This is a genomic window from Mesorhizobium sp. M1088 (assembly GCF_040318575.1).
Taxonomy (GTDB): domain Bacteria; phylum Pseudomonadota; class Alphaproteobacteria; order Rhizobiales; family Rhizobiaceae; genus Mesorhizobium.
In genome coordinates this window covers 278374-290128 of the sequence record NZ_JAMYMO010000004.1, presented here as the reverse complement: position 1 = coordinate 290128, position 11755 = coordinate 278374, and the positions used below count along the sequence as shown (strand labels likewise).

General features: G+C 63.1%; 16 protein-coding genes. 9 read left to right on the top strand and 7 right to left on the bottom strand.

Annotated features, from left to right (window positions below; genetic code table 11):
• Window positions 1-161: 161 nt before the first annotated feature.
• Window positions 162-341, bottom strand: a complete 180-nt coding sequence (locus tag NKH49_RS07925) for a hypothetical protein (RefSeq protein ID WP_502907848.1) — start codon at window positions 339-341, stop codon at window positions 162-164.
• A gap of 298 nt (window positions 342-639) precedes the next feature.
• On the opposite strand from NKH49_RS07925, the gene NKH49_RS07920 reads away from it, so the two are divergent.
• Window positions 640-957 (top strand): hypothetical protein, encoded by a 318-nt coding sequence (locus NKH49_RS07920; RefSeq protein ID WP_352501222.1) that lies wholly within the window; start codon window positions 640-642, stop codon window positions 955-957.
• A 223-nt stretch (window positions 958-1180) separates the two neighbouring features.
• Window positions 1181-1489 carry a hypothetical protein gene (locus NKH49_RS07915; RefSeq protein WP_292664589.1) on the top strand — a complete coding sequence of 103 codons (309 nt, stop codon included), beginning with the start codon at window positions 1181-1183 and terminating at the stop codon, window positions 1487-1489.
• 44 nt (window positions 1490-1533) lie between these two features.
• Here the strand turns inward: NKH49_RS07915 and NKH49_RS07910 are convergent, their stop codons facing one another.
• The 3 genes from NKH49_RS07910 to NKH49_RS07900 all read right to left on the bottom strand — a co-directional run bounded on the left by NKH49_RS07910 (window position 1534) and on the right by NKH49_RS07900 (window position 3297).
• On the bottom strand, window positions 1534-2139 hold the full coding sequence (locus tag NKH49_RS07910; RefSeq protein ID WP_352834145.1) for a DUF6456 domain-containing protein: 606 nt from the start codon (window positions 2137-2139) through the stop codon (window positions 1534-1536).
• 65 nt (window positions 2140-2204) lie between these two features.
• Window positions 2205-2828 (bottom strand): high mobility group family protein, encoded by a 624-nt coding sequence (locus NKH49_RS07905; RefSeq protein ID WP_352925838.1) that lies wholly within the window; start codon window positions 2826-2828, stop codon window positions 2205-2207.
• A gap of 52 nt (window positions 2829-2880) precedes the next feature.
• Window positions 2881-3297, bottom strand: coding sequence for a hypothetical protein (locus NKH49_RS07900; protein WP_352925836.1), 417 nt, complete (start codon window positions 3295-3297; stop codon window positions 2881-2883).
• Between the two features lie 82 nt (window positions 3298-3379).
• Here NKH49_RS07900 and NKH49_RS07895 point away from each other — a divergent pair, with 82 nt between their 5' ends.
• On the top strand, window positions 3380-4075 hold the full coding sequence (locus NKH49_RS07895; protein WP_352457320.1) for an XRE family transcriptional regulator: 696 nt from the start codon (window positions 3380-3382) through the stop codon (window positions 4073-4075).
• Window positions 4076-4300: 225 nt separating this feature from the next.
• Here NKH49_RS07895 and NKH49_RS07890 read toward each other — a convergent pair whose 3' ends face one another.
• On the bottom strand, window positions 4301-4600 hold the full coding sequence (locus tag NKH49_RS07890; RefSeq protein ID WP_352541175.1) for a hypothetical protein: 300 nt from the start codon (window positions 4598-4600) through the stop codon (window positions 4301-4303).
• A gap of 177 nt (window positions 4601-4777) precedes the next feature.
• Between NKH49_RS07890 and NKH49_RS07885 the strand changes: the two genes are divergently transcribed.
• From NKH49_RS07885 to NKH49_RS07860, 6 genes are all read left to right on the top strand, one after another.
• A complete protein-coding gene (locus NKH49_RS07885; protein WP_352920236.1) occupies window positions 4778-5146 on the top strand; it encodes a hypothetical protein in 369 nt (122 codons plus the stop codon).
• 73 nt (window positions 5147-5219) lie between these two features.
• Entirely contained in the window at window positions 5220-5678 is a 459-nt protein-coding gene (locus tag NKH49_RS07880; protein ID WP_352453497.1) for a GNAT family N-acetyltransferase, read from the top strand.
• 98 nt (window positions 5679-5776) lie between these two features.
• On the top strand, window positions 5777-6325 hold the full coding sequence (gene ybiA, locus NKH49_RS07875) for a riboflavin biosynthesis intermediates N-glycosidase (RefSeq protein ID WP_352925834.1): 549 nt from the start codon (window positions 5777-5779) through the stop codon (window positions 6323-6325).
• Between the two features lie 131 nt (window positions 6326-6456).
• Window positions 6457-7698, top strand: a complete 1242-nt coding sequence (gene dinB, locus NKH49_RS07870; RefSeq protein WP_352925832.1) for a DNA polymerase IV — start codon at window positions 6457-6459, stop codon at window positions 7696-7698.
• A 168-nt stretch (window positions 7699-7866) separates the two neighbouring features.
• Window positions 7867-8511, top strand: a complete 645-nt coding sequence (locus NKH49_RS07865) for a hypothetical protein (RefSeq protein ID WP_352820043.1) — start codon at window positions 7867-7869, stop codon at window positions 8509-8511.
• Between the two features lie 593 nt (window positions 8512-9104).
• Window positions 9105-10262: a sulfite oxidase gene (locus tag NKH49_RS07860; protein WP_352817019.1), complete on the top strand. Its 1158-nt coding sequence runs from the start codon at window positions 9105-9107 to the stop codon at window positions 10260-10262.
• Window positions 10263-10450: 188 nt separating this feature from the next.
• Here the strand turns inward: NKH49_RS07860 and NKH49_RS07855 are convergent, their stop codons facing one another.
• Together NKH49_RS07855 and NKH49_RS07850 are read right to left on the bottom strand one after the other, a co-directional pair.
• Complete coding sequence (locus NKH49_RS07855) at window positions 10451-11362, bottom strand: sigma-70 family RNA polymerase sigma factor (protein ID WP_352925829.1); 912 nt, start codon at window positions 11360-11362, stop codon at window positions 10451-10453.
• A gap of 8 nt (window positions 11363-11370) precedes the next feature.
• The gene (locus NKH49_RS07850; protein ID WP_352925827.1) at window positions 11371-11682 is read right to left on the bottom strand and encodes a hypothetical protein; all 312 of its coding nucleotides are present in this window, start codon (window positions 11680-11682) and stop codon (window positions 11371-11373) included.
• Window positions 11683-11755: the final 73 nt, after the last annotated feature.

Below are 11755 nucleotides of genomic sequence, written 5' to 3'. Positions count from 1 at the left end.
AGAAGCGACAGCGGAACTGCAAGAAGGCAGCACAGCTCGAAAGTATTGGCTCGCCAAGAAGTCATTGGGCGCTTTTCCATGTTGGCCTTCTCCCTCAACGGCCAGACCGAAACGGCAGTTCCGCTTAAATGTCAGGGTGCTCGTCCGCACCGCTCTTTATGCTACTGGCGCAACTCGTTCCGCTTCCTAGTCATCCATCGTGCACGCGCCAGATGTGTCGCCCACGCCCGGAAAGCCCTCTCCGGCTCCCGCTCCGGATCAAGATGCAGGACGATGCGGGCGACCTCGCGCCAGTCCGTTCCTTCCGCCGAAGCGTCGAGCAGCCGGATATAAGTAAGCATGCGATCTTCGTCATAACCGGTCGGCACCGAAGACGTCGGCGCTGCGTTCGCGATATGAGAGTTTGGCTGCTTTGGCATTGCGACCTACCAGCAATGGCGCACCGTAGCAGCCTATAAAGAAGCCCGCGCCGTTTGATCGGAGGATGCGCCGATCGAGATTCGCCTCGACGGTCGGCAAATGGGGGCCTCAGGCGGAGTTCCCCGCCCAACTGGGCTCACGCCTCACCACGTCGTGATCGGGTCGAGGCAATCTATCTATTTTAGTGGAACCTAATTTAGTCGACGCAATTATGCGTGCGTGAGAAAGCGTGAAATCCAGACCGTCACTGAAAGCCGGCTATCGCGGGATCAGTTGGCCGATGATCCAGTGATTGCAGTCGATTTGACGGAACGGATATTACAGGCGGCCGACAACGACAGAATTGTTTGCCTCGTCGTGGCAACGGAGGAGCTGGAAACCGACCGCATCGAGAAAACGGAGCCTAAGGAGACCAGGATTGCCGCAAGCTTCGTCCGGGACTTTGAGGTAATGCTGCTTGTTCTTTATGCGGCCTACGCCCTCGCTGTGCTGGGTGCGACCGCGTTCGTTTTGCTTGAATTGGGCCATGTTCTGTAGGCAGACGTCGGCAAAAGACGGGACTGACGCGCGATTGCCGCTGTTTGATGAGAGGAGCGGCCACGCTGCGTCGACGATCCGACCCCGGCGCAGCCAGCGGCGTTTTCGCGCCAGCAGGCGCTAAACTTCGGGCTCGTCCGTTCGTTACATCTTGCCAATCTATGGAACGAGGCTGCCCCTCGGGGGTTTTTCTATTAGAGGGACGTTAAAGAAGGAGGTAGCTATGAAGAAGCTCCTGCTTGCCTCGGTGATCGCCATCGCATCGGCGGCTTCCGTGATCGGCCCGGCGAATGCCGGCGGCAGCGTCACGATCGGCATCGGCAACGGCTATGACGACGACTATTATTATCGCCACCATCGGTATTCCGATTACGACGATGAGTACGTCCCCCGTTACCGCTATGATGTCTATAACGAGGACTACGCGCCGCGCTACCGGTACCGGTACCACCGGCGCTGCCACACCGAAGTCATCAGGCACTGGCGTCATCACCACCGGATTATCGAAAGAATCCGTGTCTGCCGTCGTTGACGGATCGATCCGGCCGGTAGTGCCGGCCGGATCGGCGGGGCTTCTCACCTCGGCTTGCGCATCAGCATCATGCCGTAATGCACGGCCAATATGTCGAGCCCGATCTTGAGTAGTTTCACCACCACGTCGCGCGGCTCGCCGGCCTGTTCGGCCAGGCTCTTGACCGTTGCGTCGGCACAGCAGACCTTTTGCACGATGCCGGCGATCTCCCAGTGGGCAAGCGCCCTGGTGGCCTCGGCATGGTCGCGGCCGGCGGACAGGATGTGTTCGGCGACGCCGCTGCCGGTGCGGCCGCCGTCGACGCGCTCGGCCCAGGCCATCGGCTTGGCGGTTGCCTCGGACGAGTTGCGGAAATCCTGGCGGTAGCGCATGCCCGCCTCGCGCTGCTGGCGCGACAGCGAGGTGAGGCCGCTCAGCGGGTCGACGTTGCGCACCCGCACGATGCCGCCGGCCGCTGTGTGGCCGTCATTGGAGACCTCATAGAGGCGCGCTCCTTCCTGCGTCCCCTTCGCCAGCCGCTTGCGGCCGAACCGATCGTCCTTCAGTGCGAAATCATGGCCGATCTCCTTGCGGATGCGCACCTGCTCGGCCTCGCCTTTCGGCAATCTCGGTGGCCTGGCTTTGACCTTTTGGGCGGTTTTGGTGCTCATCGGCTCGGTCCTCCTGGGTTTTGGTCGTCGGGCTCTGGCTAACTTCCAGCCTCATTGCAGCGGGCTCAAATCGCTTCGGCCGGCAGCGTGCGCAGGAAGCGCGCCGCGTGATAGGCGCAGTAGCTTTTCGATGGATTCGTGCGCATTCCGCAGCACAGCATGTCCAAACCTGGCCGGCTGCCGGGAGCGTCGTTTTCCGCATCCTCCTGCGGCGTCGTGTCGAGCGGCGCGCGGCAGCGCTCGAACAGGCAATCGATGAAGCGCATGGCGGCGAAATGCGGCTGGCGGCCGCTGGCGGCGATCGGGCGCGGCGCCGGCATTTCGAGCGGTGCGCCATCGGTCCCGGTGATCCGAGCCGGACCCGGCTGCCAGGCCGGCGGCGCCAGCCTGGCCGACAGCCTTGCCGGGCGGCAGCGTGGCTCGGCCTTCGGAGCCGACTCCGCCTGATCAGCAGTGCTTGATGGCTCAGGCGCCGAATTTCCGAGCCGGCCGCCATACCAGCCCTTGGATTTCGCAAGGCCGATGGTGCGCAAACGGGCGGTGCGGTCGACGATGCCGATGATGGCTGCACGCGAGGCCGGGCGGCCGCGCAGCGCGGTCAACCGGGTGGCGATCTTCGCGGCCGACAGTCCGCTCATCAGCCAGTTCTCGATTTGTTCAAGTTCCGAGGCGGAATAGCGGGCGGCCATGATGTTTCATTCCCTGCAAAAATGGTTGTGTGCGGCGCCGGCTTCGCCGGCCTCAGGCTCGAAAGCCGGTCAGCCTTCGCGTGGTCTGCTGCGATCGAGCTTCATCTCGGCCGCCTGCCTTTGTTGCGCCGGACACTGCCTTGCCCGTCCGCTCGTCGAAGGCGATGACCGTGCCGTCTTCGGTGCGGATGCAGGAAACCGCGGCTTCCGCATTGCCGGCCGGCAGGCAATTCGTGGCCGGAGTCGTGAGGGGAACGGCTCCGGCCGTTCCGGCCGCTTGCGCTGCCGGATCCGAGGCGCGAGCCTCGGGCATCGTCCCGGCCGGGGAGGAGGACAGCCGCGACGAAGGGGAAAGGGTTGGCACATGCATGGCCTCGGCGATCGGTTGCGCTACCGCCTCCAGGCGAGCGCTGCCGGCGCGCTGAACGGCGGATTCAAGGACCGAAAGCTGGCGAAGCGACTTGTGCATGCCTACATAAGAGCATAACTCAAATCGTAATGCAAGCGATTCTTGCATAGACTAAACCGAATCTTATGCCTCAGATGGAGCCATGGCGAAAACTGCACTGTCGATCAAGGTCGGAGCGGCGATCCGCCGGGCGCGCAAGCAGCGCGGCCTGGTGATGCGTCACATTGCCGAGCACAACGACACCGACGTCGCTGCCGTCGGCAATTGGGAGACCGGGCGCAACCTGCCCAAGACCGAGAACCTTTTGAAGACCGCCGCTTTCCTGCGCGTCGACCCGGTGGCGCTCGGCAAGGGCGAGGTCGTTTTCCTCGAAGATGCCGGACCGGTCGCCGATGCCGAGATCGTCACCGATCCCGGCCCCCTGCCCGCCGGGCCGATGGACATCCAGCTTCTCGGCACCGCCGTCGGCGGCGACGATGGCGACTTCACCTTCAACGGCCAGCCGGCCGGCTATGTCCAGCGGCCGCCGGGAATCCGGCATCTGCGCAATGTGTTTGCGCTGCACGTGCTGAGCGATTCGATGGTGCCGCGCTACGAGCCCGGCGAGATGATCTATTGCGGCGGCCGCGAAGCGTTGCCCGGCGACCATGTGGTGATCGAGACCCTGCCCGAGGAAAACGAGCAAAACGGCAAAGCCTTCATCAAGAAGCTGGTCAAGCGCACCGCCGCCGAGCTGATCGTCGAACAGTACAACCCGCCCAAGACGCTGTCCTTCAACCGCTACGCCATCAAGAACGTCTTCCGCGTCATCCCGCTCAAGGAACTGCTGGGGTATTGAGGCTTGTTGCCTTCTCGCCTTGTGGGAGAAGGTGGATCGGCGCACAGCGCCGAGCCGGATGAGGGGTGCTGGAAGGAACGCGGCGTTTAAAAATATTTGGATGATTCTAGTCTAAATCCCTACGTCTTCAACTCCGCGATCCGTCCAACACCCCTCATCCGACCGAGCTTCGCTCGGCCACCTTCTCCCACAAGGGGAGAAGGAAGAACACCGTCCCCGTCCCCCTCAAGCCCGCCTCGACTGCAGCTCTCGACCATTGAGCAGGCGCGCCTCGGCGCGGGTCCGTTGCCGGTCGTCGATGAAGGCGGCCTGGATCGAGACGGCGGCGCCCGGCAGGCCGTCGGCCCGGCAGGCCTTGCAGATCAGGCGCCCCGAAAGTGCGGCCAGCGGTGTCTCCGGCATCACCCCATGCCGCTTGAGCTCGGCCGGCTTCCACCACCTGTTGCGGCCGCAGTCGATGCATTCGACGGCAATCGAGACAACATCGGCGATCGTCGCTTCCTTGCCTGCCAATGCCATGGTCATCCCCATCATTGTTCCTGCTTTGTTCGCAACATTATCGGATTTCGGGGCGGAGTCGAGTCGGTTCCGCTTACATCAACGTGAAAGTTTCACTTGTTCAATTATTTGAGTTATGCTTATACGTGGTGCGGACTGGAATCGGCGCGAGCAACAGAACCGCGGCCGGCCGGCAGCAAGGGAATGACGATGGACCCAGCCCAGTTCGCCCATGCCTGCGGCTATAGCGGCGACAGCCCGGCCATGCTTGCCGCTTTCGCGGCCATCCGCCAGGACGGCATCCGCAAGGCACGCCAGGGTCATCGCCACCGCAAGGCGGCGATTGACCAGATGAAGCCGAGCCGCGCTCTGTTCCTGGCGGCGATCCGCCCGGCGCAGTCGGCCGAGGAGGCACTCGAGGATGCCGCCCGCTTCCTGTCGATGTTCCGCAACATGCCGCACTGGCGACAGGAAAGGCGCGCCGCCGACCTCACCCGCGCCAGGCAGCAGCGCCTCTTCGCCCGCTTCTTCCGCCGCTACGGCCACCGCCTCTGGGCGCTCGAGGCCACCTGAAGGCGCGCGGGCCTCCCTTGCAAGTCAAAACGGATATTGCGATCGCCGACACCGCGCCGTATGTCTCCGCGCGATGAGCGAGATCAAGTTCCGTCGCGCGCAGGCGCCCGACCTGCCGGCAATTGTTGCAATGCTTGCCGACGACGTGCTCGGCGCGAACCGGGAAGACCCGTCCACGCCGCTCGCGCCATCCTACCTCGATGCCTTCAGCGCAATCGATACCGATCCCAACCAGTTGCTGGCCGTCGCCGTCAACGCCGGGCAAGTGGTCGGAACGCTGCAGCTCAGCTTCCTTCCAGGCATTTCGAGAAAAGGCGCCTGGCGCGGCCAGATCGAAGGCGTTCGCGTCGCCCGGCAATGGCGCTCGCGCGGCGTCGGCAAGCTGATGATCGAATGGGCGATTGAAACATGCCGTTCGCGCAATTGCAGCTTCGTCCAGCTCACCACGGACAAAGGTCGACGGGAGGCGCACGCTTTTTACGAGCGCCTCGGCTTCACCGCCAGTCATCTCGGCTACAAGATGGCGCTGTAGATCAGCATTTCATCGCATTCAGCGCCGACCGCTCATCTTCGCTACCCACTCTGGATGGAGCATTGACAAGCCGGCCTTTCGCCCTGCCCCATCCGCCCATGATTTACGACCGAACCTGGCTTGAGAAAACCTTTCGCGCAAAGCCCCGGCAGAAGTTCCTGTTCTTCTGGGGCCATCAGCCGTCTAAGGACGGCCGCATAACCACGTCGTGCTTCAGCCAGTGGTGGCATGCGCCCTTTACCGTCGATGGCCTGAGCTATCCGACTGCCGAACACTGGATGATGGCCGGGAAGGCACGACTGTTCGGTGATGCTCCGACGGCAACACAAATCCTCAGGGCGGCGAGCCCCAAGCAGGCAAAGCAGCTTGGCCGCCAGGTGAGCGGCTTCGATGGCACCAAATGGGATGCAGACAAATATCGCATCGTGACTGAAGGGAGCTTTCAGAAGTTCCGTCAGAACGCGGCGCTGCGCGAATATCTGTTGTCGACGCATGACCGGGTGCTGGTCGAGGCGAGCCCTGTCGACCGGGTGTGGGGTATCGGCCTTGCGGCGGATGACGAGAGGGCGGTGAACCCGCTGCTGTGGCGCGGCGAGAACCTGTTGGGATTCGCGCTGATGCAGGCCCGCGATCGGCTGCGCGGCTGAACATTTGCCGCGCGCTCGTCATCTGCGGCGGCCTCCGCGCTGCTTGACAATCCACCCAAAATGTTCTCTTTATGTTCTCATCACAACTCGAGACAATGCGGCGTTCGAACCGCCGCGGGCGAACGGGCCGGATGGAAGCCAACATCCTCCACGCGGATCTGGATGCCTTCTATGCCTCGGTCGAACAGTTGCTCGACCCGGCCTTGCGCGGCAAGCCGATTGCCGTCGGCGGCGGGGTAGTGCTTGCCGCATCCTATGAAGCCAAGGCGTTCGGCGTGCGCGGCGGTATGCCGGGACGGCGGGCGCGGGAACTCTGCCCGCAACTCGTCTTCGTCGGCGGCCGTTTCAAGGACTATCAGCGGCTGGGCGATGCGGCAATCAAGGTGCTTGGCGATTTCACGCCGGTGGTCGAGCGCATTTCGATCGACGAGGCCTTTGCCGACGTCGCCGGCTGCACCCATTTGTTCGGCTCGCCGGCCGAGATCGCCGGCAAGATCCGCCGCCGCGTGCGGGCCGAGCTCGGCCTGCCGATCTCGGTCGGCGTAGCCCGCACCAAGCATCTGGCCAAGATTGCCTCACAGGTCGCAAAACCGGACGGGCTGGTGGTGGTCGATCCGCGCCACGAGCTGGAGTTCCTGCACCACCTGCCGGTCGAGCTGATGTGGGGCGTCGGCCCGGTCACCAGGCAGCGGCTGGCCGGCATCGGCGTCAACACCATCGGCGAGCTGGCGAAGACCAATGGTGGGGCGCTTGAGCGCCTGCTCGGGTCGGCGGCGGGAGAGAAACTCAACGCGCTGGCGTGGAACCGCGATCCGCGCAAGCTCGAGACGCAGCGCCGGGCGCGCTCGGCGGGTGCGCAGTCGGCGCTTGGCCGAAAACCGGCCGACGAGGAAGTCTTCGTGCCGGCTTTGCTGCATCTGGCCGACAGGGTCGCCACAAGATTGCGGGCGAAATCCCGGCCCGGCCGCACGGTGACGGTTCGCGTCCGCTTTGCCGATTTGCGCTCGGTGACGCGCTCGATCACGCTCGACCAGCCGATATCGGCAACCGCCATGCTGGCCGAGATCGCCGAGGCGCTGGTGCGCAAGGTGCTCATCGACCATCCGCACGAAAAGACAATCTCGCTGCTGGCGATCGCCGTATCGCATCTGGAGCAGCATGCCGGCCTGCAACTGGAACTGCCGCTCGGGCTCGACGACGATCGCCGCCGCCCCGGCACCAGCAAGGGCGCGGCGCGCTGGACCGCGGATCGCGCCGTCGACAAGATCCGCGACCGCTTCGGCTGGGAGGCGGTCGGCTACGCCTCGGTCGCCCTCGGACTGCGGCGATCGGTTCCCGACGCGTTTCGCGAGCTGGCCGAAAAGGAATTGTGAGCCTCGATTACACTTTGGTTGCCAAGTCGCCGGAATGAGGTTGAAGGCTGCGGACTTGTGAATTTATCTTCGGTCCAGTTGGTCGTGCACCGGTTTGGGTATCAGCCAGACAGGGTAGCACCCGCTCGCAAATCCTTCCGCCTTCACCTCGAACGACAGGAGATCGGCATGGGACAGAACGCCGGATATTTCGCACTCATCGTTGCCGGACTGGTGACCAATGCAACGACGCTGGCCAAGCCGCTCAACCCGGATCGGGCGATTCCATCCCTGGGCGATATCAACTCGCCGCTGGCCAGCCCGCTATTCAAGCAGGTCAAAGCTGGGCCGCTGGAGATAAAGCTTGAGGAAACCACGCTTGCCGATGTCGAAAAAGCCTTCGGCGGAGCGATGCACGATGAAGGTGACGCCGGAGATTCACGCCACTGGCTTTGCTATGCCGGCCCCGACGCCGGCGGATCGCCGTCGATCTTCTGGTTCGTATCCGGCGAGATGGGTGGCTCCGACGACGGTGTCCTGTCCGTCGCCCTGCAGCCGAACACGGAAGGCAAGGTGCCGGAAGGATGCGCCGGCGCGCCTGCCAGCCTGACAGCTATTGAACTCGATACGCCCGGCGTCGGAGCGCCGCTGAGCGACGTGGCCGCGAAATTTGGCGCCGCCAAGCCCGATCGTTACGGCCATTTCGGCTTCGCCGCCTCTTATCCTGCTTCGTCTCCCGACCAGAAGGACGCCACGGTCACGCAGACGCTCACCTACACAGCCGGGAACGGCAGGATAACCGGCGTGGCGGTGACGCAAGTCACCACCAATTAGGGTGTCCCCGCTCGGTCGGCGAATGGTTCACGTGTGATTGATTCAGCCGCGCCCGAGCCGGGCGGCCTGCTTGCTGGCCACCTCGTTATGCAGATTGGTTCTGATGTGCCGCCCGGGCCCGCCTCCTCCTGCAAATGCGACATTCGAGGCGGCCCTGGTCGTCAGACCAAAAGCGTTGCGCCGCCCCAAGCGACCAGGGCGGTGCCGGCCGCACGGCCAACCCATGGGCCGGCAGGAAACACCGGTTCGACGAGAAACCTGCGAAAGTCCGGAAATGACCCAGAAGCGGGCGTTCGTCAGCGATCCGAGCAGCAACGATTTTGGCGGGACCGGAAATCGGTATGGAATGCTGCAATCATCATCATGTCCCGTCCAAGTTGTGGACAGTTCCTTCTCAAAGGCGCACTCTTAGCGTGCGAAACGCGAGCTGGCGTTTCGTGCAACGCTTCACATGCTTGACTTGCGTCGGTGATTATCTGACCTACCCGGATACTTCCGGGTGGGCAGACCTCACATTGTGTCGCCTATCCGTGATCAGGCTACGGCCTAAGGCACGTTGCAGCCCGTTCCGGATCAACTGGGAGGTAAACAACATGCCTGATTTTCAGCGCAGAGAACTTCTTGTTCAAGGAAGCGCGGCTCTTGCCGCAATTGCTGCTCTCTATACCTCGCGCCGGGCTTACGCTTTTCCAACACGGCCGAACGAGGAAGTTATTCGATGGCTGGATCAGCCGACCGAAAATCCCAATCCGGCGGGTATCCAGAAGCAGCTTGTCTGGGAGGATTTGGATAGCTGGATAACGCCAAACGACAAGTTCTTCAGCATCTCGCATTTCAACCGACCAACGATCGACGAGAAGACATGGTCGATGGAGATCGGAGGCCTGGTCAAGAAGCCCCTCGAGTTAACGCTCGCCGACATCAGGGCGCGACCGCGGCAGGAGGTCGTTTTCACGGTGGAATGCTCGGGCAACCACGGGTTTCCCTTTTTCACCGGCGGCATCGGCAATGCTCGCTGGGCAGGGACGCCGCTCGCCCCGATCCTCGAGGAAGCCGGCGTTCTGGAGAAGGGCATCGAGGTCGTCTTTTTCGGTACCGACACGGGCGAGATCCCGATACGCGACGTCAAGATGCAGCAGAACTTCGCTCGCAGCATGTCGCTCGCCGACGCGATGAACCCCGACAATCTCCTCTGCTATGAAATGAACGGGGCCGCCTTGCCGGCGCCCAATGGCTTCCCGGTACGGCTCATTGCGCCAGGCTGGTACGGGATTGCCAACGTCAAGTGGCTAAAGCGCATCGAGGTTCGCGATACGCGGTTCATGAGCCTTCTGATGGCCCGTGACTATGTCACCATCCGGGAGGAGGACCACAACGGCGAGACCGTATGGGCCGAGACGTCAGTCGGGCGGGCGCTGATAAAGTCCGCGCCTGCGAAGGTTACCCGGAAAGATTCAGATTACCGCATCGTTGGGGCAGCCTGGGGGGCGCCGATCGACCGGGTCGAAGTGCAAATCGATCAAGGGCCTTGGACACCAGCGACCATTGACCACAGTGAGGAGGCCGAACACGCCTGGAAAATTTGGTCCCTGGCTTGGGCAAATCCCTCTCCTGGAGAACACACGGTAACCTCGCGCGCGGTCAGCACCACGGGACAGATTCAACCGGCGATGGACGATCCCTTGATAGCCAAGAAACACACATACTGGGAAAGCAATGGCCAGGTGACGCGCCGCGTACGTATCGGCTAGAGGATTTTGCCGCCAAATGGAGTCATTTGGCGTCCGCATAAATGCGGCAAAACAGATAGTTAGAGCGAGTTACCGGTTCCAAGAGAACCGGAACCGCTCTAAGAACGTGCTGCCATGTGGCAATTGCGTTTGGGTCAAACGGCAGGAGGCTGCCTGATCGCCATCTCCGCACCATTCCAGCCCTCTACTCACCCGTCCACCGTTTCAATCTCCGCGTCGACCAAGCACCAGGGCGCGTAGCGGAAGTCGCGGATCTGGATGACCTGATCGTCCCGCCACTCGACCAGCATGAAGCCGCGGACGGCGCCGTCGGCCGCTTGCGGGTGGCGGATCAGGATCGCCGGCCTGCCGTCGACGAAGCCGAGCGACAATGTCCAGTCGCTGATACGGGCATAATTGCCGAAATAGGTCGACACCTCGGCCTTGCCGCGCAGGCGGACGCGGTTGACAACATCGAGCCGGACGTCCTCGGCGATCAGTGCCCTGACCGCGTCGAAGTCGCGCGCGTTGAACAGGTCGACATAGCGCCGCAGCCGGCGCTCGTCATCGGCGTCGAGCCTCGGCGCGAGCGCCTGTTCGGGCTGCAGCGCCAGCTGCTTGAGCTGCGCCCGCCCGCGATGCAGCGCGGCCTTGGTGGCGGCGAGCGTCGTGCCGGTCACCTCGCAGGTCTCATGCAGGCTGAGGCCGAGCACGTCGACCAGGATCACAGCGCTGCGCTGCGGCACCGAAAGCTGCATGAAGGAGCGCAGGCCGGTCTGGGCGGCGAGCCGGCTGTCGGCGCTGCCGGAGGGATCCTCGATGACGCTCATGTCGGCCTCGGTCATGCGCGATCTTTCCCGATTGCGCCGCCGCAGATGATCCTGCGCGGCATTGTGGGCGATGCGAAACAGCCATTGCTCCGGCCGTTCGACCATCGCACCGCCGTCGATCGCCTGCAGCGCCTTGATCAGCACCTCCTGGACGATGTCCTCGCCATCGATCACCGAGCCGGCCATGCGTGCGCAGTAGCGATGCAGCCTTGGCCGCAACCCGACGAGCATCGCCTCCAAAGTCGCCCTGTTCATTTTCGGCGTAGCGTCCCATTTCTGCGCGAGCGGCATGGCGGGCGCTACCCGGCTTTCTGATCCGCCAGCATACGATAGTTGCCGATGACTTTGACAGGCGATCGCATTGCCGGGGTCGAACGGCGCTGGGCGTGGTTTTCCGCAAATGCCTTGAAGGCGGCAAGCCCGGTCAGCGCCAACGAATCGCCGTCCTGGCCGACGATGTGGACGAACGAGCCGTCGTCCAGCTCGAGCACAAGATAGCACACCGTCGGCGGTGCCGCCTCGCCCAGCGCTTCAAATACTTTTTCGACCAGCACGCGGTTATCTGCCAGGTCGGCTTGGTTCACACCGTACCGAATGAGCGCGTAGTCCATCGTCGTCTCCTGACTGGTTGGTATGAACGAAGGACGACCGGCTGCGCTGAAAAGATTCTCCTTGCCGAAGAAT